The sequence below is a fragment of the Pseudomonas sp. FW305-28 genome, assembly GCF_017351395.1.
GTDB classification, from domain to species: Bacteria; Pseudomonadota; Gammaproteobacteria; order Pseudomonadales; family Pseudomonadaceae; genus Aquipseudomonas; species Aquipseudomonas fluorescens_AA.
Map to the genome: position 1 here is coordinate 1 of NZ_JACNDD010000010.1, position 24900 is coordinate 24900.

At 61.1% G+C, this 24900-nt stretch carries 22 protein-coding genes; 13 read left to right on the forward strand and 9 right to left on the reverse strand.

Features of this window, described 5'->3' with window-relative positions:
• The 6 genes from J4E53_RS04190 to J4E53_RS04215 form a co-directional block, all read left to right on the forward strand.
• The coding region (locus J4E53_RS04190) for a PAAR-like domain-containing protein (protein WP_207268110.1) at positions 1-934 on the forward strand (934 nt) is incomplete at its 5' end.
• A gap of 21 nt (positions 935-955) precedes the next feature.
• Positions 956-1834 carry a hypothetical protein gene (locus J4E53_RS04195; RefSeq protein ID WP_103308074.1) on the forward strand — a complete coding sequence of 293 codons (879 nt, stop codon included), beginning with the start codon at positions 956-958 and terminating at the stop codon, positions 1832-1834.
• Positions 1835-1853: 19 nt separating this feature from the next.
• Positions 1854-3113, forward strand: coding sequence for a TIGR02270 family protein (locus J4E53_RS04200; protein WP_103308075.1), 1260 nt, complete (start codon positions 1854-1856; stop codon positions 3111-3113).
• Positions 3114-3172: 59 nt separating this feature from the next.
• Positions 3173-3952: an SDR family NAD(P)-dependent oxidoreductase gene (locus tag J4E53_RS04205; protein ID WP_103308076.1), complete on the forward strand. Its 780-nt coding sequence runs from the start codon at positions 3173-3175 to the stop codon at positions 3950-3952.
• Positions 3953-4132: 180 nt separating this feature from the next.
• Positions 4133-5065 (forward strand): NAD(P)-dependent alcohol dehydrogenase, encoded by a 933-nt coding sequence (locus J4E53_RS04210; protein WP_103308077.1) that lies wholly within the window; start codon positions 4133-4135, stop codon positions 5063-5065.
• A gap of 3 nt (positions 5066-5068) precedes the next feature.
• Positions 5069-5770, forward strand: coding sequence for a YafY family protein (locus J4E53_RS04215; protein ID WP_203225767.1), 702 nt, complete (start codon positions 5069-5071; stop codon positions 5768-5770).
• Between the two features lie 118 nt (positions 5771-5888).
• Here the strand turns inward: J4E53_RS04215 and J4E53_RS04220 are convergent, their stop codons facing one another.
• Positions 5889-6770: a LysR family transcriptional regulator gene (locus J4E53_RS04220; RefSeq protein WP_060742384.1), complete on the reverse strand. Its 882-nt coding sequence runs from the start codon at positions 6768-6770 to the stop codon at positions 5889-5891.
• A gap of 152 nt (positions 6771-6922) precedes the next feature.
• On the opposite strand from J4E53_RS04220, the gene J4E53_RS04225 reads away from it, so the two are divergent.
• The 3 genes from J4E53_RS04225 (at position 6923) to J4E53_RS04235 (ending at position 11044) form a co-directional block, all read left to right on the forward strand.
• A complete protein-coding gene (locus J4E53_RS04225) occupies positions 6923-8131 on the forward strand; it encodes an MFS transporter (protein ID WP_103308078.1) in 1209 nt (402 codons plus the stop codon).
• Positions 8132-8314: 183 nt separating this feature from the next.
• The gene (locus J4E53_RS04230; RefSeq protein ID WP_060742386.1) at positions 8315-8788 is read left to right on the forward strand and encodes a (2Fe-2S)-binding protein; all 474 of its coding nucleotides are present in this window, start codon (positions 8315-8317) and stop codon (positions 8786-8788) included.
• 12 nt (positions 8789-8800) lie between these two features.
• Positions 8801-11044 carry a xanthine dehydrogenase family protein molybdopterin-binding subunit gene (locus J4E53_RS04235; protein ID WP_103308079.1) on the forward strand — a complete coding sequence of 748 codons (2244 nt, stop codon included), beginning with the start codon at positions 8801-8803 and terminating at the stop codon, positions 11042-11044.
• A gap of 46 nt (positions 11045-11090) precedes the next feature.
• Here the strand turns inward: J4E53_RS04235 and J4E53_RS04240 are convergent, their stop codons facing one another.
• Positions 11091-11999: an AraC family transcriptional regulator gene (locus tag J4E53_RS04240; protein ID WP_103308080.1), complete on the reverse strand. Its 909-nt coding sequence runs from the start codon at positions 11997-11999 to the stop codon at positions 11091-11093.
• Between the two features lie 242 nt (positions 12000-12241).
• Positions 12242-12988 (reverse strand): YkgJ family cysteine cluster protein, encoded by a 747-nt coding sequence (locus J4E53_RS04245; RefSeq protein ID WP_060742390.1) that lies wholly within the window; start codon positions 12986-12988, stop codon positions 12242-12244.
• 339 nt (positions 12989-13327) lie between these two features.
• Here J4E53_RS04245 and J4E53_RS04250 point away from each other — a divergent pair, with 339 nt between their 5' ends.
• Positions 13328-13927, forward strand: a complete 600-nt coding sequence (locus tag J4E53_RS04250; RefSeq protein ID WP_103308081.1) for a hypothetical protein — start codon at positions 13328-13330, stop codon at positions 13925-13927.
• Between the two features lie 85 nt (positions 13928-14012).
• On the opposite strand, the gene J4E53_RS04255 is transcribed toward J4E53_RS04250, so the two are convergent.
• Together J4E53_RS04255 and J4E53_RS04260 are read right to left on the reverse strand one after the other, a co-directional pair.
• Positions 14013-14621, reverse strand: coding sequence for a hypothetical protein (locus tag J4E53_RS04255; RefSeq protein ID WP_103308082.1), 609 nt, complete (start codon positions 14619-14621; stop codon positions 14013-14015).
• Between the two features lie 36 nt (positions 14622-14657).
• Positions 14658-16169 (reverse strand): methyl-accepting chemotaxis protein, encoded by a 1512-nt coding sequence (locus J4E53_RS04260; RefSeq protein ID WP_103308083.1) that lies wholly within the window; start codon positions 16167-16169, stop codon positions 14658-14660.
• Positions 16170-16349: 180 nt separating this feature from the next.
• Here J4E53_RS04260 and J4E53_RS04265 point away from each other — a divergent pair, with 180 nt between their 5' ends.
• Positions 16350-17498, forward strand: coding sequence for a MalY/PatB family protein (locus tag J4E53_RS04265; RefSeq protein ID WP_103308084.1), 1149 nt, complete (start codon positions 16350-16352; stop codon positions 17496-17498).
• Positions 17499-17558: 60 nt separating this feature from the next.
• On the opposite strand, the gene J4E53_RS04270 is transcribed toward J4E53_RS04265, so the two are convergent.
• Positions 17559-17963: a VOC family protein gene (locus tag J4E53_RS04270; RefSeq protein ID WP_060742394.1), complete on the reverse strand. Its 405-nt coding sequence runs from the start codon at positions 17961-17963 to the stop codon at positions 17559-17561.
• Between the two features lie 186 nt (positions 17964-18149).
• Here J4E53_RS04270 and J4E53_RS04275 point away from each other — a divergent pair, with 186 nt between their 5' ends.
• Both J4E53_RS04275 and J4E53_RS04280 read left to right on the forward strand, forming a co-directional pair.
• Entirely contained in the window at positions 18150-19007 is an 858-nt protein-coding gene (locus tag J4E53_RS04275) for an SDR family oxidoreductase (RefSeq protein ID WP_103308085.1), read from the forward strand.
• 353 nt (positions 19008-19360) lie between these two features.
• Entirely contained in the window at positions 19361-19972 is a 612-nt protein-coding gene (locus tag J4E53_RS04280) for a Yip1 family protein (RefSeq protein WP_103308086.1), read from the forward strand.
• 166 nt (positions 19973-20138) lie between these two features.
• Here the strand turns inward: J4E53_RS04280 and ligD are convergent, their stop codons facing one another.
• From ligD to J4E53_RS04295, 3 genes are read right to left on the reverse strand one after another with little or no spacing between them, the layout of a single operon-like run.
• The gene (ligD, locus tag J4E53_RS04285) at positions 20139-22751 is read right to left on the reverse strand and encodes a DNA ligase D (RefSeq protein ID WP_103308087.1); all 2613 of its coding nucleotides are present in this window, start codon (positions 22749-22751) and stop codon (positions 20139-20141) included.
• A complete protein-coding gene (locus J4E53_RS04290; RefSeq protein WP_103308088.1) occupies positions 22748-23911 on the reverse strand; it encodes a carboxylate-amine ligase in 1164 nt (387 codons plus the stop codon). Before J4E53_RS04290 ends, ligD begins: the two co-directional genes overlap by 4 nt.
• Positions 23883-24896 (reverse strand): class I SAM-dependent methyltransferase, encoded by a 1014-nt coding sequence (locus J4E53_RS04295; RefSeq protein WP_103308089.1) that lies wholly within the window; start codon positions 24894-24896, stop codon positions 23883-23885. The genes J4E53_RS04290 and J4E53_RS04295 overlap by 29 nt, the downstream gene beginning before the upstream one ends.
• Between the last annotated feature and the right edge of the window lie 4 nt (positions 24897-24900).

Consider the following 24900-nt stretch of genomic DNA (forward strand, 5'->3'; position numbering starts at 1 on the left):
GGCGAAGGATACGACCAGGGGGACACGAACGGTCAAAATCACCGGCAAAGAGGTGATGCTCAAAGACAAGAGTTGTTTCAAGACCAGTACGGGAGATGAAGCCGGGAATACGCCGAAGAAAGGCGTGGTGACCAGCAAGATCAAGGGAAAGGTGTACTTCATTGCCTGGTCGATGGACGTCAAGTTCGAAGGGGAAAATGTCGTCAGGCATTTAGACTTGATGACTCACAACCATGCGTCCAAACCCGGAAATACGCCTCCATGGGCTTATACCGATGCCTCTGCGACGGCGCCCGTGGAGCGTTGCAAGAAAGAAGTCGCCAGGAAAAACAAGGCATGTGGGGAGTTGAAGACCAAAGCCGAACGGTGTGGCGACAAGGCCTGTACGGCCGCAAAAAAGTGTTTGCTGGTCTCCAAGAAACAGGCGGACTCCAAGGCGCAGAACAGTGAAGTAGCCTGTTGTCCTGGCGAAACCGGCCACCACCTCGTTGAAGCTCACAGTTTTACAGTGCCAGGCACGAATCGCCAGACGCCGCTTCCTCAATTCCCCAACTACGACGAAAAAGACGCACCGTGCATTTGCGTGCAATGCCCTCAGGACGGAAGCGGACGTTATGAAGGGGATCATGGCTTCATGCATGCAGCCCAAGGCAAGCTGGAACAGGCCGCGATAGAGCGCGCGCCGCCCGCTCAAAAGGATTACGCCTGGAACTATGGCCAATCCCGTGGAGCGGGCGTGCGAGCGCTCCAGCAAACCTTTCCGAAATCGAAATGCTCAAAGAAATGCCTGGAAGCGCAGCTAGACGCTTACCACAAGAATACGGTGGGAGTCAGGGACAAAACCCCAGTGAGGACTCACACCCCCAACCTTCAAGACAATCAGAAAGAGCTGGCCCACGAAATGATCCCAGAGGTCACTATCAGTGCTTGGTAGCTCAATTGGAGCAGGGACGACATGACTCAAACATTGGATTGGACGCTGAGCCGAGTAGCGGTCTTTGATAAAAACCGCGTCTATGTACTCGCCTACTCCAAACGCGAGCCCGGCACCCGCGTTTTTCGATGGACCGGAGGATGGGACAACTATTATGTTCAAGGGATCTGCGCCGGTATCTGCGCCGTTCGCGGCGCACCTCCCGAAATCCTGACGCTGTGTGCCGATGGTCGCGTTCATCGCGCTGCGCCTGACGGGCAAGCCTACGAGGATATCGTCGCGGAAAAACCCAGCAAGCACGGTTTGCTGCGCGACATCCGCCCTATCGGTGCAAATGTCTACGCCACCGGCTTCGGCCGCCAAGTCTATGTTCGAAAGGACAGAGTCTGGCAGCGCTGCGACAAAGGGGTGGTCGAAAACCCGACCGCCGACAGCCTCAGTGGCTTCGAGTCCATCGACGGTTTTAATGAGGATGAAATCTATGCCACCGGTAACCAGGGCGAAATCTGGTACCGCTGGCAGGGTACCTGGCAGCGCAGCGAAAGCCCGACCAACATCATTCTGGAAAACGTTCTCTGCGCGCCCGATGGCGTGGTTTACATCTCCGGCCAGTTGGGCATCGTCATGCGAGGTCGTCTCGACCGCTGGGAGCTCGTTGAGCATGAGCTCACTGAAGATACCTTCTGGGACATGGCCTGGTTCAATGATCAACTCTGGCTGTCAACCACCAAAGCCCTCTATACGCTACAAGGCGACAAGCTGGAGAAGGTCGAGACAGGACTTCCCGGCGATCAGACCTTCAGATACCTCGACGCGAATGAGCAGTGCCTATGGTCATCCGGTGAACGACACCTTGCCGCTTTTGACGGAGCGAATTGGACACGCATACCCAGTCCTTGAGACGAATGCAGAGAAATACATGGAAAGTTTGTCACCGATTCTCGACCAACATACCGAAGAGGCCAGTTTCCTCGCGGTCCTAAGGGACTATGCCGTACGTGCGCCACACTACGATCTGGACCACCTCGGCACGCTCGACAACCGCATCGACGCCCATCTCGATGGCCTGCGTATCGCCGGCCCAGCGGGGCTGGAAGCGCTGCTGGGCCAACTCGGCCCACACGCCATCGGCGAGATGTTCGCCAGCGTGGTGCTGGCTTTCGAGGCGGCCAACGGCAAAGTGCTGTCGCGGCTCAGCGAGCAGTTGCGCAGAGCCTTGGAAACGGAGCGCGGTTACCTGATGGCCCTGGGCTGGCTCGACTGGGAACGGGTGTCTCCGTGGATAGAACGTATGCTCGCCTCCCCCGAGCCGCTGTTTCGCCGTCTCGGCCTTGCGGCCTGCGGCATGCATCGCCGCGACCCCGGCCCCGCCCTGCTGGCCGGACTTTCCGATGCCGACCCGAGCGTGCTGGCACGTGCCGCCCGCACGGTTGGCGAATTGCGCCGGCGTGACCTGTTCCCGACGATTCGTGCCCACCGCCAGCATGAGGACGCCGCCACGCGCTTCTGGGCCAATTGGGCCACTGTCCAAATGGGCGACCAGCAGGCGTTGGAGCCTCTACGCTCATTCGCCGAGCAACCGGGCGAGTTCCAGTACCGCGCGCTCTGCGTACTGCTGGCTTGGCAAGAACGCGAATCCAGCATCGCCTGGATACGGCAGTTGGTACAGGATCCCCGGGATCGGCGCATCGGCCTCCAGGCCCTTGGATTGCTGGGCGATCCGGTCTGCTTGCCCTGGTTGATCCAGCAGATGAGCGACCTGCCCTACGCCCGCGTCGCCGGTGAAGCCTTCAGCCTGATCAGCGGCGCTGACCTGGCGTTGCTTGATCTGGAATTGCAGGACCTGCCGGATTTCGATGCAGGCCCGAACGACAACCCTGAAGATCCCAATGTCGCCATGGACCCCGATGAAAACCTGCCTTGGCCCGACCCGCAGGCAATCGAACGATGGTGGCAAGCCAACGGCGGACACTTTCAGGTGGGGACTCGTTACATGCTGGGATTGGCCCATAGCGAACACAGCTTCCAGCAAGCCCTTGTCCGCGGCCAGCAGCGCCAGCGCATCGCCGCGGCCTGCGGTCTCGCCCGCTTCCGGCCAGACGAAGTGCTTTTCCCTACCAGCGCACCGGCTTGGCGGCAAAAGCGCTTGTTGGGAATGACGGCGCTGTTCGGGCGTTGATCAGGATGTTTATATAGCGCTCCGACACCTGGCAATCACTTATCCCCTCTGGAGGCACCATGCCAAGCGCAACTGGACAGAACCCTGTGGCACTCATCAGTGGGGTTGGCAGTGAGATCGGCATCGGCATGGCGATCGCGCGCAGGCTGGGCGCCGCCGGCGCCCGATTGATTATCACCGCGAGCAGTGCACGCATCCTTGAGCGCGTCGCGCAGTTGCGTGCCGAAGGGTTCGAAGTCGAAGGGCGGGCCATCGATCTTACCGATGAAAACCAGGTGCGTGAGTTTATGGTGTGGGCAGAGTCCGTCTGGGGGCAGGTCGATATTCTGGTGAACAACGCGGGCATGGCCATGCAAGGCAGTCCGGAGTGCTTTTCCGAGCTGGCGATCATGGACCTGCACACCTGGAACCTGACACTGGCGCGCAATCTCACCACGGCTTTTCTGCTGACACGGGCTGTTCTGCCCGGCATGCGGGCGCGCCGATACGGGCGCATCGTCAACATCAGTTCCACGACCGGCACCCGCTGCAGTAACCCCGGTGAAGCGGCTTACAGCGCCGCGAAGGCCGCGATGGTCGGAATGAGCATGAGCCTGGCGCTGGAAGTCGCCAAGCAAGGAGTGACTGTAAACAGCGTCGCTCCCGGCTGGATCAGCACGGGTTCGACCACTGCCGAGGAAGCCAAGGCGGCAGGCTACACGCCGATGGGCCGGGCGGGACGTCCCGAAGAGGTGGCGGCACTGGTGGCTTTTCTGGCGTCTTCAGAGGCGAGCTACATCACGGGCGAAGTCATCGTGGTGGATGGCGGAAACTGCCTGGTGGAGAACAAGGCCCCTTGATCTGAACGTGGGCCCCAGCGGCCGCTCGTGCTTATAGCCTGGCAAAACAATGGTGACAGAAACTGACCCTGTCGATGGTTAGAGTGAAATGGTTGACCGCAGGAAACGATGCGCTGGAAACAACGCCCCCTGCCCCATCCCTGTTTCTACCTCACCAATCATCCAGAGTAAGCGTCGGCTATGAAGCGTATCCAGTATCACAATTACGGCGGGCCGCAGGTGATGAAGCTCGAAGCCTTTACGTTGGCTTCACCGGGTCAAGGCGAAGTCGCTGTGAAAGTCAGATTCGCCGCCATCAACCCTATCGACTGGAAGTTGCGCAGCGGGCAGATGAAGATCGTTACGGGCAGGTCCTTCCCCCGGGCCATGGGCATGGATTTCTCCGGCGTCGTCATGGCGGTGGGCAGCAACGTGACGCGGTTTAAAGTGGGTGATGCTGTTTTTGGTCTCGCTCGCTTCAAGGAAAGTGGTGCGCTGGCAGAAGCCGTGGTCACCAAGGAATCGCTGCTGGCCAGCAAACCCGAGAATGTCTCCTTTGAACAAGCCGCTTGCCTCGGGACTCCGGGAACGACAGCCTGGAACGGATTGCGGGACAAGGCCGGGCTGACCGCGGGCCAGCGCGTCTTCATCAACGGTTGCAGTGGCGCGGTCGGTGAAGCCTGCGTGCAAATAGCGCGCATGGTGGGGGCCACTATCACCGGTTCTTGCAGTGAAGAGACGCTAGGGCGGGCGCGGCAACTGGGGGTCGATACGGTTCACGACTATCGCAAAACCGATCTGTCCAGGCTGCCTGAACGTTTTGATGTGGTGTATGACACGGCAGCCACCATGGCCCTGCCGGTCGGCCTCAACCTGCTGCGTAAAGGCGGCGTGCTGCTGGATCTGAATCCAAGCCCCGGCAAATTCATTCGCTCCTTTTTTGATAAGCGCCTGAAACCCATCATCTGCACACCGCGCCCCGAGGTCCTCGACACGCTCGCCCAAGCCGCCCAGAATGGCAGCTTCCGGCTTCCTGTGGCGCAAGTGGTGCCTCTTGACGATGCGATCCAGCTTGTCGCGGCCATCGAGGGAGGCAGGAAGCTGCGTGGCAAGGCCCTTGTAGCCATGGACTGAAGCGTGTCAAGAAGCCATAGATTATTCGACCTCATGCAAGTGCTTCGGCGTCATCGCGGAACGGTTTCCGGTGTCACGCTATCCCGTGAGCTGAATGTCTCATTGCGTACCATCCGACGGGACGTCATCACGCTGCAGTCGATGGGGGCGGACATCGTTGGCGAGCCCGGTGTTGGCTACATCTTGCGTCCGGGTTTTCTGTTGCCGCCATTGAGTTTCACCGAGGAAGAAATTCAGGCACTGATGGCCGGCGCGCAATGGGTCAGCCGCCAAACCGATGAAGGCCTGGCCCACGCCGTTCAAAACGCATTGGCCAAGATCGACAGCGTCCTGCCGCCACACATGCGGCGGACCTTGGACAACGACACGATTTACGTCAGTCGCAATCAAGGCGCCCCGGCGGCGCTGGATCTGGCGCAGGTCCGGCTGGCGCTTCGCGAACAACGCAAAATGCAGATCGTCTACAAGGACGAAAATGGGGAGCAGACGCAACGAACCCTCTGGCCGATCATGCTGGGGTTCGTCGAGGCGCAGCGGTATATCGCAGGCTGGTGCGAACTGCGCGGCGACTATCGTTTGTTCCGAACGGACCGGATCGTCGAGGTGGGTTTCCTGGAGGAGCGCTACGCCCGTCCCCGGCAACAGCTGGTCAAGGAATGGCGCTCCCGGGACGCGCACCCGTGCAAACAGAAAGACTGCAGCTAGCAGCCCACTTGCTCTATGGCCAGCACATTTCCCCTGTGGGGCTGGAGGTGGACATGAGTGTTGTGCCTGCTGAAGATTGAAGGTGGGCGCGAGCCTGCTCGCGATGGCGATGGTTCAGTCACTTGAATAACTCACTGCTCATGAAATCGATGAACACCCGCAGTTTCGGCGCCAGGTGTTTGCTTGAGGGCCAGAGCATGCGGAAGGTGCTCTGATGCCTGTTGAAGTCGTCCAGGACGGTGACCAGCTCACCGGCCGCGATGGCCTCACGCACAGTGAAGTCCGGCACGCAGGCAATCCCCAGCGCATCATGCACCACGTGCAGCAACGCCTCGGTGGTGTTGCAGACCAGGTTCGCCGGCAGGTTGAGTTCCGGCTCCCCGTCCCCGTTTACCGGCCAGACTTGCATCCTGCCAGTACTGGGAAACTTGTATAACAGGCAGGCATGGCGCAGAAGATCCGTCGGTACGTGCGGTGTGCCGTGTTCGGCGAAGTACCGGGGCGAACCGACCACAACGAGCTTGAACGGGCCCAACGGACGGGACATCAGCCGGGAGTCGTTCGGCTCTCCGGTCCGAATGACCGCATCGAAACCCTCCTCGATGATGTCCACCAGCCTGTCGGAAAAATCCAGGTCCAGTTCAATACTGGGGTAGCGCCGCATGAAGGCGATCAGCGTCGGCATGACCAGGTCCGCAACGAGGGGCAGGCTCACGCGCAGTTTGCCCCGTGGCGCTTTGCGGGTTTGCGACAGTTCCTGTTCGGCCGCTTCGACTTCGCAGAGAATGCGCCGGCAACGTTCGAGAAACAGCGCTCCTTCGGCCGTCAGCGTGATACTTCGCGTGCTGCGGTGAAACAGCCGCACACCCAGCCGTTCCTCGAGCCGGGCGACGCTTTTGCCCACCGCCGAAGACGAAATGCCCAGCGCCCTGCCCGCCTCTGAAAAACTGCGGGTTTCGGCCGCGCGCACAAAAAAATCAATCCCGCTCAGTGATTCCACGCCAGCCTCCCATTGCGGACATTTTTTCCGATGTGTTGTGCACTCTAGCATTCTTGTCTCGACAAAGAGGGGCACCTACCGTAGTCGACACTTATCAATCTGCGATTGACCGCGTCGTCCCGGCGGGTCAGGAGCGCTCCAGCAGGTGACACATGACGATTGCCAACCCCCCTATCGATGCCGATGCCGAGGTCATTCAAGACACTGCGCCGCTCCCCATCGGATCACTGTTTGCCCTCGCACTGGCGGCGTTCGTGACCATCCTCACCGAGGCCTTGCCCGCCGGGCTTCTTTCACAGATCAGCGAAGGGCTGGCGATCTCCGAAGCCCTTGCCGGCCAACTGGTAACGGTCTACGCGATAGGCTCCTTGCTGGCGGCCATTCCATTGACCGCCGCGACCCAAGGCATGCGACGCAGATCGCTCTTGCTAACGGCAATCGCCGGTTTCGCTGTTGCCAATACCGTCACGACGTTTTCTACCCATTATGGTTTGACGATTGTCGCGCGCTTGCTGGGTGGCGTATCGGCGGGGCTGCTGTGGGCCTTGTTGGCCGGTTATGCCGCCCGCATGGTGCCCGAAAGCCAGAAAGGTCGAGCGATTGCAATCGCCATGGTGGGCGCGCCCTTGGCGTTGTCCCTGGGCGTGCCGGCTGGCACGCTGCTCGGCAACCTGGTCGGCTGGCGAATGAGCTTCGCCATCATGAGCCTGTTCGCCGTGGCCTTGATGGTCTGGGTACGACTCAAGGTGCCTGACTTTCCAGGACAGGCCTCCAACAAACGTCTTGCCTTGGGCCAGGTCTTCACTCTGCCAGGCGTTCGCTCGGTGTTGTTCGTGGTACTGGCTTTTGTCCTGGCGCACAACATTCTCTTTACCTACATCGCTCCGTTTTTGACGGCGGCGGGCCTGGGCGAGCGGACGGATCTGGTCCTGTTGGTCTTTGGCGTCGCGTCGTTACTGGGGATCTGGGTGGTCGGCGTGCTGATCGATCGCCATCTGCGGGCGTTGACGCTCGCAGGTACGGTGCTGTTCGCCCTCTCGGCAATGATGCTAGGGGCAATGAGCGACAGACCTGCGGCGGTGTATATCGCCGTGGCCGCTTGGGGAATCGCTTTCGGAGGGGCTGGGACGCTGTTCCAGACGGCCATCGCCAAGACAGCCGGAGATGCGGCGGATCTGGCCCAGTCAATGCTGGTCACGGCCTGGAACCTGGCCATTGCCGGCGGCGGGATCGTCGGCGGCATCCTACTCGACCACCTGGGGGTCGTGGCGTTTGCGCCGGTCCTGGTCGTTCTCCTGCTGCTGACGTTGGCGGTGGTGTGGTCGGCCAGGCAGTACGGGTTTACAGCAAACCTGCGCTGAACATGCATGCGCTCATGAATAGCCATCAACGATAGACATCAGTCACTGACAACAACAGCGTGCACCTCCACGGGGCACGCTGATTCGCATGATCAGGCAATAATCAGCCCGAATCGTGCAACCCACTCCAACCATTCCTTCCTATAGTTAACCAGAGCCAAACCATCTGGAGCTGGTCCCCCTATGAGCGCCCTGAACATCAACGGCCGTGAATACACGGTCGACGTCGACCCTGGCACCCCTATCCTCTGGACCCTGCGCGACACGCTGGGCATGACCGGCACCAAGTTCGGCTGCGGCGCGGCGCTGTGTGGCGCCTGCACCGTGCACCTGGATGGCCAGGCCATTCGTTCCTGCGTGACGCCCATCGCCGCCGCCGTCGGCAAGAAGATCACCACCATCGAAGCGGCAACCGACGGCAGTGATCCGGTGGGCAGCGCCGTGCACGAGGCGTGGGTCAAACACGACGTGGCGCAATGCGGCTACTGCCAGAGTGGCCAGATCATGAGCGCAACGGCTTTTCTCAAGGCCCAGCCCAAGGGCAAGCAGCCCACGGCGGCCGAGATCGACTCGGCCATGGCCGGCAATATCTGCCGCTGTGGCACCTACGCCCGAATCCGCGCCGCGGTGGCTGATGCCGCCAAAGCCATTGCCTGATCGGAGCTGACCATGCTGAACGAGATCTTCCCGAACGAGCTCCCCCGCGCCTTGCAACATATGCTTGAACGTGACGAGGCTGACGGCCCCGCTGCCCTGCCCCGGCGCAGCTTCCTCAAGATCGTCGGCATCGGCGGGCTGGCCTTGGGGGCGTTTCCACACCTGGCCCTGGCGCAGGAAGCCAATGGCGCCGTCGCAGCGCCGCTCAAACCGACCCAGCAACCCTCCGCCTTCGTGCAGATCGCGCCCAATGGCGAGGTCACGGTCACCATCAATCGGTTGGAATTCGGCCAGGGCGTGCAGACCGGCCTGCCCATGATTCTCGCCGAAGAACTGGATGCCGACTGGAGCCTGGTGCGCAGTCGCAACGGCAGCAACGACGCGGCCTACATGGACCCGGCGTTCGGCATCCACCTCACGGGTGGTTCCAACACGATCAAGAACAGCTACACCCAGTACCGCGAACTTGGCGCCCGTGCGCGCGCCATGCTGCTGAGTGCGGCCGCCGCACGCTGGAACGTGGACGTGGCGAGCCTGAGTACCCAGGCCGGCATGGTGCTCGGCCCGGCGGGCCGTAAAGCGAGCTACGGCGAACTGGCGCAAGCGGCGATGGCGATGCCTGTACCCGAGCAGATCACGCTCAAGGACCCCAAGGATTTCCGCATCATCGGCCAGGCCACCACACGCATCGATGCCAAGGCCAAGAGCAGCGGCCAGCAGGATTTCGGTATCGACATGCACCTGCCGGGGCAACTCACGGCGGTCGTCGCCCGGCCACCGGTGTTCGGCGCCAGAATCGCTGCTCTGGACGACAGCGCGGCGCGGGCCACCAAAGGCGTGAAGGCCGTGTTGCGCGTACCGCTGGATGGCGGCGCCGAAGGTGTCGCGGTGGTTGCCGACAGTTACTGGCAGGCGAAGCTGGCACGCGATGCACTGAAGGTGGAATGGAATGCGTCCGCCGTGGAAAAGGTGGACAGCGAAAAACAATTGGCCCAATACCGCGAACTGGCCAGCCAGCCCGGCCCGTTGCACTTCGATGCCGACATGACGCCACTCGCCACGGCGCCGCATCGACTGGAGGCCGAGTTCCTGTTCCCCTACCTCGCCCATGCCCCCATGGAACCGCTCAATTGCACCGTGCAGCTTGCCGGCAAAAATGGCGCTCAGTTGTGGGTCGGCACGCAATTCCCGGGCGGCGATGCGGCGGCCGCCGCCAAGGTGCTGGACCTCAAGCCCGAGCAGATCCAGGTGAACGTACAAACCGCTGGTGGAGGTTTTGGCCGGCGCGGCGTACCCACCAACGATTTCGTGGTACTGGCTTGCGAAGTGGCCAAGGCCGCCCGCACCGCTGGGGTCGATGCGCCTATCCGCACACTCTGGAGCCGGGAAGACGACATCAAGGGCGGCTACTACCGCCCCATGCACCTGCACCGTGCGCGCATCGGTTTTGATGACAGTGGCAAGGTTCTCGCCTGGGACCACGCCTTGGTTGGCCAATCGATCATCACCGGTACCGTGTTTGGCGGGCGGGTGAAAAATGGCATCGACCCGACCGCCACCGAGGGCCTGCGCGACCCGTATCCGCTGCCCATGCGGCTGACGGTGCATCACCCGAAACTCAACGTCCCCGTACTGTGGTGGCGCAGCGTCGGTTCCACCCATACGGCTTTTGTGATGGAAACACTGATCGACGAGATCGCCCGCACCACCAAACAGGATCCGGTGGCCTACCGGATGAAGCTGTTTGGCGACCAGAGCCCACGCCATCGCGCGGCGCTGCAATTGGCCGTGGACAAGAGCGAGTACGGCAAGCGCCAGCTACCGGCGGGCCGTGCCTGGGGCGTGGCGGTCCACGAGTCGTTCAGTTCGGTGGTGGCTTATGTGGTCGAAGCCTCGGTGCAGGATGGCCGTCCGGTGCTGCACAACGTGACCGCTGGCGTGCACTGCAACCTGGCCGTCAACCCACGCAGTGTCGAGGCCCAGGTCCAGGGCGCGGCGCTGATGGGCCTGTCGATGTGCCTGCCCGGTGGTGCCATCACCCTGAAAGACGGCGTCGTGCAGCAGAGCAATTTTGCTGACTTCAGCGTGCCGCGCATTACCGACATGCCGGAATTCGCTGTCCACATCGTGCCCAGTGCCGAGCCGCCCACGGGAATGGGCGAACCCGGCCTGCCAGCGTTAGCCCCGGCGTTTGCGAACGCGGTGGCGAGCCTGACCGGTAAACCCATGCGTGAATTGCCGTTCAAGTTGGCGTGAGCGGCGCTTGAGGCTGCCTGGCCGCAATGCCAGGCAAGCCTCACGATCACAAGCGAATCCGCTTGATATCCCGCTGCGGGGGCTCTCCAAACAGGCGGCTGTATTCACGGCTGAACTGCGAGGCACTTTCGTAGCCAACCAGCCCCCCTGCACTGCTCGCGTCGACCTTCTGGCTCAACATCAATTGCCGAGCAGCTTGCAGCCGCAGTTGCTTCTGGTATTGCAACGGGCTCATCCCGGTCACGGTCCGAAAATGCTGGCGGAAAGTGGAAGGACTCATGTGCGCTTGCGCCGCCAGGTCGTCCATGCGCAACGCCTGGCGAAAATTCAGTTTCAGCCAGGCGACCGTCTTGGCAATGTGTTGGCTGGGTGAACCGGCGGCGATGACATGCAGCAACTGCGGCGCATGGGCACCGTTCAGCAGGCGAGCGACAACTTCTTCCTTGATCAGCGGGGCCACGGTCTCAAGTAACTGCGGCTCGTCCAGCAGGTCTATCAAACGCCTCAGGGCATCCAGCACCCCGGCATCCAGCGCCTGTACGGTAATCGGTCGAAACGCGTCGTCTTTCATGCGTTGTGACAGCTGCATGCGCTCGGCCACTTGCATCACCATCGTGCTGTCGAATCTCAGCATCAGGCCCAGGAACGGTTTGGCGACGCTGGCCTGGGAGACGTGGGAAATGACCGGCAGGTCCACGCAAGTCACCATGGACTGGCCGGGAGCGTAGGTCAGGATCTCGTCCCCGATCATGGCTTGCTTGCGGCCTTGCAAGGTCACGCCAATGCCCAGGCCGTAGATGCAGTGCATGGGCGCGGTGATTGCCTTGCGCCGATGCAGGCTCAAACCGGCGATGGCAGTCATCTGGTCACCCTCGCCGGGCACAAGCTGGCTGACCGAGCCGGCCAGGCGACTGAGGTCTGGGGCGGCCGTGTCGCTTTTGAAATCGGTGTGCACACTTCACTCCTTGAAAGATCGGGCCCACGACTTGCGGTGATGCCGAACACTGCTCGGCATCACCGCAAATCGTTGATCAATATGGACGCAGTATGCTGGGTCGGCGGTTCGGATCGTTTGCCTGATTGGCGCAAATTCTTGCACGATTCAACGAGCCACAACCGGCGCAGGTCATCCAAGCCTATGTATTGCAAGATGTTTCGTGGGCTGAAAATGCACAAAGTGATGGCTGGACTCGAAAACTAAAGTCCCTGGAAGATATAGCCGGTTGACCGTTGATCATCCAACGCGACACCTGCTTGCAGCAGTCGTTGGGCCAGGGCCGGCGTTTCGACCCGCACTTTCCAGTCCAGGCCAGTCGGTGCCTCCGGGGCGCGGTCGTAGCGAACGATTGCTTCAGCCAATTGCGCCCGATCAGGCAAGTAAACGGCCAACGCATTGCCCTTCCAGGCGGCGACGTTCATACCCAGCGCTTCACACAGCGCAATCTTGGCCTGGGCATCGTCCCTGTCCGCCTGGCGGGAACGTTCGATCTGATCGGCCAGGATCGGATCGACGACGCGGTCGGTAAACAAGACCTCCCCCGTCTCCCAGACCTCGGGAGGACAGACCTTGTCGGCTGGACGCAAGGTAATGAGCGGATTGATTTCCATCGGGTAGATTCGACAGACCAACGGCCGCTCTTCATAGATGCCGCAACGACCGTCGTCGCCGAGATTGCGGCACTGGGTCAGGGCATTGCCGGCCAACACCGCAACGACTCGGATCCGGGCATCGCCACTGGTGACTTCCACGGCTCTTTGGGCGCTGTGGGCGAATTGTCGAGGCTCCGAAGGCCAGCTCGACTCATCGAACGCCTCCAGCACGACCGCCACCTCATGTCCGCGTTGCAACCATTGCCTCGTCTCGTCCAACGTCAGTGGAATCAGCCGACCTTTGCAGCAAATCCCGCAGCCGTTGCAGGCAAACCGGACCGTGTTGTTTTCCATATCAAGCACTCGCACACATGTTTTCGACCGCCTTCGGCAGGCTCCGCCACTGCGATACAGCTGTGGCAGGGCCTCCGGGCCGCGAGAGTATGTGGAGCGAAACGCCAATCCGCTTGCCGGATCCGCCGACATAGTTGCCTGATCCAAGGTGTTTTCAGGGGATAGACCCGGGCAGGAAAATCGTTGTTCCAGGCAACCCTTCACTGCAGATGCCGGATACGCGGCATCATGACTGCGCCGTGCTCATCACAAATGTCCGAACAGTCACAGCCGTATCATCATCGTCAGCTGATATCATTAGGCCTTCACTCATATGAGCGCTATTTAAAAAGGATTTTTATGTCCACCGATAAAAACCGGTTTGACGACTGGCTAAAGCAAAATCTCGTTCGTGATCTCGTATTCAGGGCGCTGGTCTGGTTAATCATTTCGATAATCGCGGCCTATTTTGCGATTCATACGCTGAACATTCCGCCTTTGGACTACCTGGACCGAATGGGTAAATCACTGGGCCGGTTGGTGAATAGCCTGGGCAGCGTGTCGATCCTGCTCTGCCTACCAGCGCTTATGTTCAAGGACCTCGAGGCCAGCGTAAAGAATCCGAGACGTAAGGCCTTCATGGGTGGCTGTTTTGCAGGAGTAGTCCGCCGGCTGGCGGGCGATCTTTCGTTGTGGACGTTGGGCGCCATTATCACCTTGTCGTCCTCCTTCCTCCTGGTCGCCACGATCGTAGAGCTCAAATCTTCTGATTACCTTCCGCTGGGCGTGTTCATAGCGACGGCCATCATGATGATTGGCGGGATCGGCGCAATTAACTTTTTCGTCAGGCGCAGTGCACCTACACCGTTGACGACATGCACGAACAATCCGCTTGCGCTTTCCATCGTCTATGGGATTGCCACCGCTCTGCTCGTTTTTATCGTGGTGAAGCAACTCTAGCTTGTTTAGCCACTGACACATTCGATGTCACGCGCGCTGAGTTCACACCCAGCGCGTCCTCCTGTTCGCAGCCACTGGTGCTGCGTCAGTTCCCAGCGTTGAACCATAAGTATTTGTCGAACACTCGCTCCTTGAACCAGAGCGATGTCGTGATGGGCACGATTTCCTTGGGACTGCTTTCAAATGCCATCGAAAAGTCGTGTGCGTTCACCAATGCCGCGCACGCTCGTTCTATTTGCAGGCTGTGGTCAGAAAACGCGGCGAGCCATTGCTCCCGGTATCCCTCGTAATGGTTAGGCACTTTGTAGCCATTCTTGTTTAGCCATTGCTTGGCTCGGGAATCAAAGATCACGACCGGGCTTTTGTAGCGCAACCAAAGAAATTTCGAGGCCGCGGATACGGCGTTTTTTCCATAGCGTTTTTCAAACGCAAGGGCGAGTTGATTAACTTTTTCGCATACGTTCTTTTCGGTCAGTTTTCCTCGGCCAGACCTGACCAAGTCCAGCGCTCCTTGCAGACGACTTTCAGTTTTATCGATGCGGAAATTTCGGGTTACCTTGTAGTACTTTGCTGCGTGGTGGAACGCTTGGAGACTCTGTGTCTTATTGCTAGAAAATATACGCTCCGAGAAGGGTTGATCCCACTGGTGCCAATCATTTAGATACATCAACGCAAAATATTTGAAATTTTTCATAACGTTTTTTATCCATACTTGGATTCATAGGCCTTTTCAGACCACCCCGCCCTTTCCATGAAACGCCTGCCCCAACACCGCCAGCCGCTCTGCCAACGGCGGCAAGCACTGACTGCTGCGAGTCAGGATGCCAATGTTGTCGGCGTTGCGCTCAGCCACGGCCTGCACGCTTTGCAGGCGCTGGTTGATGCCCATCGACGCTTTGGATTGTTCTTGGGTGGTGCTGGCGATCAGGTCGTTGAAATGATTGATCACGGCGATGTCTTCGACGACGGCGTGCAACAGTTGCGAAGCCAGTTGGCTGGCGGAGACGCAGCGCTCGACCCCATCGCGGCTGTCTTGCATCGCGACGGCGGCCTGGCGGCTGCCTTGCTGCAGCTTGGTGATGATCTGTTGGATCTCGGTGGTGGACGTCGAGGTCTTTTGTGACAGGGTGCGGACCTCGTCGGCCACCACCGCGAACCCGCGGCCCTGCTCGCCAGCCCGGGCCGCCTCGATGGCGGCGTTGAGGGCCAGCAGGTTGGTCTGCTCGGCAATGCCGTTGATCACATCCAGCACCTGGCCGATCTGTTGTGCCTGGTCGGCCAGGACCTGTACGGTTTCGTTGGTCAGGTTGATGCGCCCTGCCAGCTCGACAATCTCCTCCCGGGTCTGGTCAACCGTGGTGCGCCCGCGGTTGACCTGCTCGTTGGCCTGGCCGGCGCGCTGCAGGGTCTGGTCGACATGGCCGGCGATGTTTTCCATGGCCTCGACCAGATGGCTGATCGCACCGCTCATCTGTGCCACTTCGTCGAGTTGGTGACGGGCACCGGTTTCCAGGGTCTGGCCAACCTGGGACAGGTCCTGGCCCAGGTCCGAGAGGTTGCGGGTGTCGCGCACCACGCCGTCCACCAGTTGGGTGACCTGCTGGAGGAAATGATCGAAACGCTCACTCGAAGAGACCTTGACGCCGTCGCTGCGCTGCCTGTCGGCGTCGTTGCTCAACTGCGCGGCCGCCGCCAGCACCTTATCGAGCACCTCCTGGTTTTCCGTGGCGTCGGCCAGGCTCTGGTTCGCCAGGTAAATCAGGATCACGCTTTCCACCACCACGTAGAACGCGTGAAGAAAGATCATCGACCAGCCACCGTGGGTGTCCATGACGAATACCGGATAACCCTGGTGTTGAAGCCAGTGAAAACCAAGGTGATGAACCGCGATGGTGGCGGCGGCAACGACAATCGGCAGCCAGTCACGGTAGAACGTCAACACGGCCAGCAGCACGAAGATCCCGAAGTGGAATTCGATCACGCCGTGGGTCTGGTTGATGTGCAAGGCCGCCATGACCATCAGCGCCACCGCGATGACGCAGCGCATGGCCCGGGTGCCGGCCAGGACGCGATAAAGCGTGGTGCTCGCCACGCAGGTGGTCGCCCCCACCAGCAGCGCCTGGGTGAACGTCGAATGCAGGAACGCCAGGCTCAGGGAATACAGCAACGTGAGCCAGAGTAGCCCCAGCATGATGCGGTCGGCTTTACGGTGGTGATCGTTAAAGCGCACGGGCGATGTCATGGGGGTCGTCCTTTTCAAAGACTTGGAGGTCCGTTACCGAGTGCCGCTAACGGCTTAGCGGCGTTTCGAGACTGAACTTTAACTGATTATCATCAATTGGTGGCACTGCGCCATCAAGCTTTTCTCGGCGGTCTTTGCTTTATGATGTGCGCCATCTCATGACTGACTGATGGAACCCCCATGACTTTCGATTTCGACACCGTAGTGGAGCGCCACGGCACCGGCAGTACCAAATGGAGCCGCTACCCGGCCGATGTGCTGCCAATGTGGGTGGCCGACATGGATTTCCCCGCCCCGCCGGTGGTCATCGACGCGCTGCACAAGCGCCTCGAGCATCCGATGCTGGGCTACAGCGTCGCCCAGGACAATCTGCGCGCGGCCATCGTGGCAGACCTGTGGAGCAAGTACGCCTGGCGCGTCGAGCCTCAGCAGATCGTGTTCCTGCCTGGCGTCGAGCCGGGTTTCAATATGGCGCTGCGTGCCCTGGTGGAACCCCGGCAGAATGTCGTGGTGCAGGTGCCCAACTACCCTCCGCTGCGCCACGCCCCCGGTCACTGGCAGTTGAACAAAGTGGAGTTGCCGTTCACCCCGGTCAAGGGTGAATTCCATACGCCCTTGACCGCGTTGCGCGAAGCATTGCAGGGCGGCGGCGCCCTGTTGCTGAGCAGCCCTCACAACCCGCTGGGCAAGGTGTTTGGCCGCGAAGAACTCAAGGCCGTGGCGGACATTTGCCTGGCGCAGGACGCCTGGATCATCTCCGACGAAATCCATGCCGAATTGTGCTTCGACGGCCGCGTGCACATTCCGACCGCCTCCCTCAGCCCGGAGATTGCCGAGCGCACCATCACCTTGATGTCCGCCAGCAAGGCCTACAACATCGCCGGGCTGAAAACATCGTTCGCCATTATCCAGAACGCCAAGCTGCGCGAGCGGGTCAACAACGCGCGGGCCGGCATGGTCGACAGCGTCAATGCCTTCGGCCTGGAAGCGACCCGTGCGGCCTATAGCGAAGCCGGCCCATGGCTGGAGGCCTTGAAAGCCTATCTGCAAGCCAACCGCGATTACCTGGTCGAGGCGGTGAGCACCCGTCTGCCGGGCATCACCATGACCGTGCCCCAGGGCACTTACCTGGCCTGGCTGGATTGCTCCGGGCTGGGGCTGGATGACCCACAAGGATTTTTCTTGAAAGAAGCCAAGGTCGGGCTGAGTGCCGGGCTGGATTTTGCTGACGATGCCGGGCAGTTCGTGCGCCTGAACTTCGGCTGCCCGCGGGCATTGCTGGAGGAAGGCCTCGCACGGATGGAGCGCAGCCTGAAAGCCAGGGGCTGATTCAACTGCCAATGCCCCTTGTGGTTAGGGAGCAAGCTCCTTGCCACAAGGGTTTGAGCTTTATTCATGCATATCCGGCGCATAGACAAAGCACAGCTTGTTCCCCTCCGGGTCGCGGCAATACGCACCGAAATAGCCTTCGCAATACTGCGGCCTCGGACCCGGTGGGCCTTCGTCGGTACCGCCCATGGCCATCGCCTGCTCCCAGGCAGCGCGGACGGTTTGCGGGGAATCGGCGGCGAAGCTTACTTGCATGCCATTGCCCCAGGTCGCGGGCAGGCCATTGAAAGGCAACTGGACAAAAACCTGCGGCCAATACTTGCCGGGCTGACGCCAGCCTTCTCCCGGCGGGCCCGAATCGTTTTCGCCCGCGATGCGCTCCAGCCCCAGGCAACCGAGGACGGCATCATAAAAAGCGACCATTGTCGGCAGGTCGCGCGCGCCGATCTGTATGTGGCTGAACATTGCCCTGCTCCTTCTCGACACCGCTACTGACATTGGAGAATACAGGCTCGTCCAATGTTCGCCACAGCCCACCCTTCACCGACGAAACGACCACCGTCACGCTCATCGACTGGCCGGACAATCGGACCGAACTCTGCCCGAAAACCCAAAGTCCACCCTCCATCGCAACCCACCTGGAGAACGACGATGGTCGACTACCCTTTCCCGCCTTTCCCGAAACAAAGCCAGCCGGTGCCCGGCACCCAGCGCAAAATGGACCCTTATCCGGACTGCGGCGAGCAGAGCTACACCGGCTCCGGACGACTGGCGAACAAGATTGCCCTGATCACCGGCGCCGACAGCGGCATCGGTCGCGCCGTTGCCATTGCCTTCGCCCGTGAAGGTGCGGATGTGGCGATTGCCTACTTGGACGAGCATGAAGACGCCCGGGAAACCGCACGCTGGGTCGAGCAGGCCGGGCGTCAATGCCTGTTGTTGCCCGGTGACCTGGCGGACAAAGGCCTGTGCCGCAAGATCGTCGATGAAACCGTTGCCCGCTTCGGCCATATCGACGTCCTGGTCAACAACGCCGCGTTCCAGATGACCCACGATAACCTGGAGGACATTCCCGACGAAGAATGGGTGCGTACCTTCGATATCAACATCACGGCGATGTTCAGGATCTGCCAGGCCGCCGTGCCGCACATGAAGCCTGGTGGCTCGATCATCAATACCAGCTCGGTCAATTCCGACATGCCCAAGCCGACACTGCTGGCCTATGCCGCCACCAAAGGCGCCATCGCCAACTTCACCGGTGGCCTGGCGCAGATGCTCGGGCCCAAGGGCATCCGCGTGAACAGCGTTGCACCGGGACCGATCTGGACGCCGCTGATCGTGGCGACCATGCCCGAGGAAGAAGTGCAGAATTTCGGTACCCAGACGCCCCTTGGCCGCCCCGGCCAGCCGGTTGAAGTGGCGCCGATCTATGTGCTGCTGGCCTCGGACGAAGGCAGCTACATCTCCGGAGCCCGTTATGGGATTACCGGGGGCAAGCCGATGCTTTAAGCATGGCGCAGCGTTTTACCTGTGGCGAGGGAGCACTCAGCCAATGGGCCTTGCCCCTAATACCTGTGGGAGCGAGCGTGCTCGCGATAGGGGCAGGTCAGGCAACATCAATGGGCTGGTTTACCGCTATCGCGAGCAAGCTCGCTCCCACAGTGGGCTGTGCCCGGCCAGTCGCCCATGACGCATCCGAGCGACTCGCTCGAAACGCCAGACCTTGTGCAGGAAGCGCATGTCTTCGCGTACCGGAAGCGGTCGGTCACCAGGAACAGGAAATAAATGAAACCCCGGTCTTTTTCTGTACCTCAAACCCAGTAAGGGCCTCATGCAGAGGCCGTCTTGATCAGGAGGTCGTCATGTCCGCACCTTTCGTCAAACTGTTCACACAGCCCGAATTCGCCTGGGCCGACATACGCGAGCAGGAACAGGCACATCCACGCCATTACCTGGCTCATTTGCTGTTGCTCGCGCTGATTCCCGCGGTGTGCCTGTTCATCGGCACCACCTGGACCGGATGGAGCCTGGCCGAAAACGAAACGGTTCGGCTCAGCAGCACCAGCGCGCTTCAATTGTGCGTGCTGCTGTACCTGACCATCGTCGTCGGCGTCACGTTGATGGGGCTGTTCATCCGCTGGATGTCCCGCACTTTCGAAGCGCGCCCGACGGTCAACCAATGCATCGGTTTCGCCGCCTATACCGCAACGCCATATTTCCTGGCCGGAATCTTCGGGCTTTACCCGAGCCGCTGGCTGGCCGTGGCAGTGCTGTTGCTGGCGTCGGCCTACTCGACATTCCTGCTGTTCGTCGGGCTGCCCAAGTTCATGGGCCTCAAGAAGGAACAGGGCCTGCTGTATTCGGCAAGTGTCTGGGGCGTGGGCCTGCTGGTATTGGTGACGATCCTGGTGGAAATGATCCTGCTCTGGTTCAACTACCTGCAGCCGGAATATTTGCGTGTCCCGGTGGGCTGAACGCGTTTTCGGGTGGCAGATTACCGATGACAGCGGCTTGAGATGATCTGTGGGAGCGAGCTTGCTCGCGATGGCGGTGGTTCAGTGACATGGATATTGAGCTTGCTGGCCTCTTCGCGAGCAAGCTCGCTCCCACAAAGGAACTGCGGCGTATAGCCGCGACGCCTTAAACTTTCTTCATACCGATACGCCTGCGCATCTCAGCCGTAATACTCTGCCGCGTCTTCTTCAGCCCGGCCCAGGGCTCATGACCCACCTCCGCCAGACGCTCATGAACATTGTGCACATTCCACAGGTTCGCCCCCTTGAGCTCAGCCACCTCCTCACGAAATATCGGCACCGACACCGGCAACCCCTCCCGGGTCCGGGCGGCGTAGGCGCAGATGGTCGTGGAGCCCAGCCCATTGCGCAGGTAATCGATGAAGATCCGCCCTACCCGGTTCTTTGGCCCGGACACCGCCGAAAAGCGGTCCGGCAGCAGCTTGGCCATGTGACTGACAATCGCATGACTGAAGCCCTTGACCTCGTCCCAGCCCAGTTTGCGTGTCAACGGCACCACTACATGAATGCCCTTGCCGCCGCTGGTCTTGAGGAACGCCTTGAGCCCTAGTTCATCGAGCACCGACAAGGTGAGCTGCGTCGCCTCGACCATGCTTTTCCAGGGCAGTGCCGGGTCCGGATCCAGGTCGAGGACGAAGCGGTCGGGTTTGTCCAGGTCGACAGACGTGGCATTCCAGGTGTGCAGTTCCACCGTGCTCATCTGCACCGCACCGATCAGCGCCTCGGCGTTGTTGATGATCATCACTGGTTGCCCGGTCAGTTCCTTGTCCAGGCTGGTGATACCGGGAATCGCCAGGCGCTCGGGGTTCTTCTGGAAAAACAGCTCACCGGCGATGCCGTCCGGCGCCCGGACCAAGGCGACCGGGCGATCTTCCAGTTCCGGCAGGATGAATTCGGCAACGCTGGCGTAATACTCGGCCAACTGCAGCTTGGTGGTGCCACTGCTGGCGTCGATGACCCGCTCCGGGTGAGTGATGCGGACCTTGCCGTCCATGGCCGGGGCCTTGGCTTTTGTCCTGGTCTTTGCCTTGTGCGGTTTCGCGTCGGGTTCATCCTGGGTGCTGGTTTTTTTCGCCGCAGTGGTTTTCTTCACGGGTTTGGCAAGCTCCTGAGTGATGTCCTTGGCCGGCTTGTCGTTGCGCAAGCCATGGAAGACCGCATGGCGCACCGAGCCTTCCTTGGTCATTTCGGCAAAGGCCACTTCGGCCAGCAGCGTCGGTTCCAGCCAGTGCACGCCCTTGGCTTCGTAGCCGGTGGGCGGGTTCACCACGGCGGCCTTTTTCGTCTCCAGAGGCCGCAATTGCTGGTAGATGCTTTTGAGGGTGGTTTCGTTGAACCCGGTGCCGACCTTACCGGCGTAGCGCAACTGGCCGCTGTCGGTATCATGTAGCCCCAGCAGCAAGGCACCGAAAGCACTGCGGGCGCCTTTGGGATCGCTGAAGCCCACCACCACGAACTCCTGGCGATTCTTGCATTTGAGCTTGATCCAGTCGTTGCTGCGCCTGGACACATAGGTGCTGCCGACGCGCTTGCCGATCAGCCCTTCCATCTGCATCTGGCAGGCGCTGTTTAGCAGCGCTTCAGGGGTTTCTTCGAAGGCATCGGAGAAGCGCAACAAGGGGCTTTCATTGGGCTCCAACACGGCGGCCAAGGCGGCCCGGCGCTCTTGCACCGGCACGTTGCGCAAATCCATGCCATTGAGATAAGGCACGTCGAACAGGTAATAGGCGATCTTGCCGCTGCTGCCGGCTTCGAAGGCGTTTTGCAAGGCCTGGAAGTCCGGCACCCCCTGCTCGTTGGCGACGACCATCTCGCCGTCGAGCCAGGCCGATTCCAACCCCAACGCGGCCAAGGCCTCGGCCTGTCTTGGCAATTTGTGGGTCCAGTCATGGCCGTTGCGGGTGAGCAGCCTGACGTCGCCGTTTTCGATCCGCGCCATGACCCGGTAACCGTCGAACTTGATCTCATAGAGCCATTCGCCGTCGGGCGCGCTTTCCACCAGGGTCGCCAGTTCCGGCTTGAGGGTTTCTGGCAGCGGCCCGGCGACCGCACCGCGGAGGGTGCCTTTCGAGGCGCGTTTCGGCGATTTCGGCCGCGCGGCTTTTTCCGGTTGCTTCACCGCTTTGGCGACAGCCTTGCCTCGACGCTTGGGCACGAGGGTACGATCGCTGAGCACGCTGTCCGGCTCGGCCTGGACCACGTCGTATTCGCTTTCGGGGCGGGCGGCCTGGTCCTGATGCTTGATCAGGAACCACTGCTCCTGCTTGCCGGGCATATGGGTGCGTACCAGGTTCCACAGGCCGCTGAGCTTTTCGCCTTGCAACTCGAACTTGAGCCGACCTTTTTCGTAGGCTTCGTGGGCGTCTCCCTGGGGAATCCAGACGCCCCGGTCCCAGACGATCACGTCACCGGCGCCGTAGTGACCTTCAGGGATGTTGCCCTCGAATGTGGCGTAATCCAGCGGATGATCTTCGACATGCACGGCCAAACGTTTGGCTTTGGGGTCCAGGGACGGCCCCTTGGGCACCGCCCAGCTCTTGAGCGCGCCGTCCAACTCCAGTCGGAAGTCGTAGTGCAGCCGCGAGGCATCGTGCTTTTGAATGCAGAACTGCAAGGCGTGGGCGGTTTTTGCCGACTTGCGCGAACGTTTCGCCGCCGGTTCCGGGGTGGCGGCGAAATCTCGCATGCGGTTGTAGTCAGCCAGGGTCTTGCTGCTCATGGACCACCTGCGACCTGTTGCAAGGCTGGGTCGGCAACCGGCCTCCCGGCGGTTTCCGCGAGCAACTGATCGACCACCCGGCTCAAGGCCTGTTCGACCGAATCGCCCAGCAGCAGGCCTTGTTCGTAGAGCACGATTTGCCGATCGGCGCTGGTGCCTTCCTGGACAATCGCGCGGGCCTGCTTGAACACGTCCTGGACGCCCAGTTCGGCCGCGGTTTCACCGAAAGTCTGCTCCGCCAGGGTCAGCCATTCCCCGATCAGCATCGGCTGTTCCTGCCCCTCGACGATAAACTCCGCGAGAATCCCGTGGCGCTTGGCCCGCCAGCGGTTTTCCTTGAGGATCCACTGGGACATCTGGCTGTAGCGGGCACCGGGCCGGCGCTGCGTCACGGCGTGGGCCACCATCAGGCGAAACAGCGAGACCAGACAAAGGACGTCGTCCGCCCGAGGACAGGCATCGCAAATGCGCAGCTCCAACGTGGGATAACGTGAGGAAGGTCGTATCACCCACCAGCAATCGCTGGCCTGGCGAATGGACCCGGTGCGCATGAGCATGTCGACGTAGCCGCCGAACGCCGACTCATCTTCGAAATACTCCGGCACCCCCATGCGCGGCCATTCATCGCAGGCCACTTGTCGATAGCTGCTGAAGCCACTGTAGCCACCGTTCCAGAATGGCGATGACGCGCTCAGGGCCAGGAACATCGGCAACCACGGCAGGACCTCATTCATGATCCGCACCCGATCCTGCGTTGCCGGGACTTCCACGTGGACATGCAGGCCCGACAGCACGCTGCGCCGCGCCACCCGCTGATAATCATCGAACAGTTGCTGGAAGTGCAGCTCGTCGGTGGGTTGCAGCACCTGGGTGGCCATCGGGTGTGAACCGGCACTGAGCAGGCCCAGGCCATAGGGCGCCAAGCGCTGGTTCAGGCCCGTACGCACTTGGTTCAGGTAGTCGGCAGCCTCGGGCAGGCTGCGAAAGATGGGCGAGGCCATTTCCACCTGGCATTGGAACATTTCATGGGCGAAATGCTTGCCCAGCTCAGCCTGGCACGCGGCGACAGCCTCCGCAGGGGGTTCACCCGGCATGCAACGGGTGCTCAGGTCAGTGATGAAATACTCCTCTTCAACGCCGAATTTCATGCGTCTGTTCATCGAAAATCCCTCCGATAGCCCCGCCCAGACCTGCGCCAATGCGGGTTACAACCAACGCCACCACGGCGATCCTTTCCACGTCCTGATAACCCGGCGTGAGCAGTTCTTCACCGAACACGTCCGGGTCCAATTCCTTGTAGGTCCAGCCGAAATCCGCCGAGTCACGCCATTGCCCCAGCGCTTCGAGGAACGGATCGCGCCCATCCACCATGGCCACGCCGGTGTAGAGCACCAGCGAGCCGCCAGGTGTGAGCCGGGGCAAAGCCTGCTCGACGATGCGCAGCGACAGCCCGGCGCCCAGTGTGCCGCCGCCATGGCGGTAGGCGCGCTCGGAGGGGTCGGCCATGTACGGCGGGTTGGCGACGATCAGGTCGAACTGGCCTGGCACGTCCTGCAACACGTCGCTGCGGGCGACCTCGACGTTGGCCACCTCCGCCAGCGCGGCGTTCACGGCGCTCAGGCGCAGGGCTTGGGGGTTGATGTCCACGGCCAGCACTTGCGCTTCACGACGGGCGCGGGCAATCAAGATGGCCCCGACACCCGCGCCGCAACCAATGTCCACGGCGCGCTGCACGGCCGTGAAGTTCTGTTGCAGGTGAGTATGGATCAGTTGGGCGAAACGATAGCTGTCAGGGCCGAAGAACACCGCATCGCTGGCTTGCGTGGGAAACTGCGAATGGGCAAACAGCAAGCCATCCAGGCTCGACCAGCGCACCCGGCTACGCAACAAACCGTCGTGTGCTTCCAGCACCTGGGCGTCTTGCAGTTGCCGCTGTTCGTCGGTGCTGATCAGCCCCGGCGCAAACGGCCGCGACCAGCCGAACACGTCCCGCAAGGTCTTGGCGCGCTCATTGCCGGGACGCTGGTTGACCCGTTCATGGGTCAACGGGGTCGGGGTGATGAAACGATAACCGTCGGCTTGCAGGCGTCGGCCCAGTTGCACCAATGCAAGATCCGGCTCGGACAGGCGTTCTTCTTCATTCATGCAG

Bases quoted from the DNA above. Each gene is read 5' to 3' on its own strand.
- J4E53_RS04245 (WP_060742390.1), bottom strand. From the start codon at position 12,988: ATGGAAAACAACACGGTCCGGTTTGCCTGCAACGGCTGCGGGATTTGC.
- J4E53_RS04230 (WP_060742386.1), top strand. From the start codon at position 8,315: ATGAGCGCCCTGAACATCAACGGCCGTGAATACACGGTCGACGTCGAC.
- J4E53_RS04250 (WP_103308081.1), top strand. From the start codon at position 13,328: ATGTCCACCGATAAAAACCGGTTTGACGACTGGCTAAAGCAAAATCTC.
- ligD (WP_103308087.1), bottom strand. From the start codon at position 22,751: ATGAGCAGCAAGACCCTGGCTGACTACAACCGCATGCGAGATTTCGCC.
- J4E53_RS04280 (WP_103308086.1), top strand. From the start codon at position 19,361: ATGTCCGCACCTTTCGTCAAACTGTTCACACAGCCCGAATTCGCCTGG.
- J4E53_RS04265 (WP_103308084.1), top strand. From the start codon at position 16,350: ATGACTTTCGATTTCGACACCGTAGTGGAGCGCCACGGCACCGGCAGT.
- J4E53_RS04275 (WP_103308085.1), top strand. From the start codon at position 18,150: ATGGTCGACTACCCTTTCCCGCCTTTCCCGAAACAAAGCCAGCCGGTG.
- J4E53_RS04270 (WP_060742394.1), bottom strand. From the start codon at position 17,963: ATGTTCAGCCACATACAGATCGGCGCGCGCGACCTGCCGACAATGGTC.
- J4E53_RS04200 (WP_103308075.1), top strand. From the start codon at position 1,854: ATGGAAAGTTTGTCACCGATTCTCGACCAACATACCGAAGAGGCCAGT.
- J4E53_RS04235 (WP_103308079.1), top strand. From the start codon at position 8,801: ATGCTGAACGAGATCTTCCCGAACGAGCTCCCCCGCGCCTTGCAACAT.
- J4E53_RS04195 (WP_103308074.1), top strand. From the start codon at position 956: ATGACTCAAACATTGGATTGGACGCTGAGCCGAGTAGCGGTCTTTGAT.
- J4E53_RS04255 (WP_103308082.1), bottom strand. From the start codon at position 14,621: ATGAAAAATTTCAAATATTTTGCGTTGATGTATCTAAATGATTGGCAC.
- J4E53_RS04205 (WP_103308076.1), top strand. From the start codon at position 3,173: ATGCCAAGCGCAACTGGACAGAACCCTGTGGCACTCATCAGTGGGGTT.
- J4E53_RS04290 (WP_103308088.1), bottom strand. From the start codon at position 23,911: ATGAACAGACGCATGAAATTCGGCGTTGAAGAGGAGTATTTCATCACT.
- J4E53_RS04260 (WP_103308083.1), bottom strand. From the start codon at position 16,169: ATGACATCGCCCGTGCGCTTTAACGATCACCACCGTAAAGCCGACCGC.
- J4E53_RS04225 (WP_103308078.1), top strand. From the start codon at position 6,923: ATGACGATTGCCAACCCCCCTATCGATGCCGATGCCGAGGTCATTCAA.
- J4E53_RS04210 (WP_103308077.1), top strand. From the start codon at position 4,133: ATGAAGCGTATCCAGTATCACAATTACGGCGGGCCGCAGGTGATGAAG.
- J4E53_RS04295 (WP_103308089.1), bottom strand. From the start codon at position 24,896: ATGAATGAAGAAGAACGCCTGTCCGAGCCGGATCTTGCATTGGTGCAA.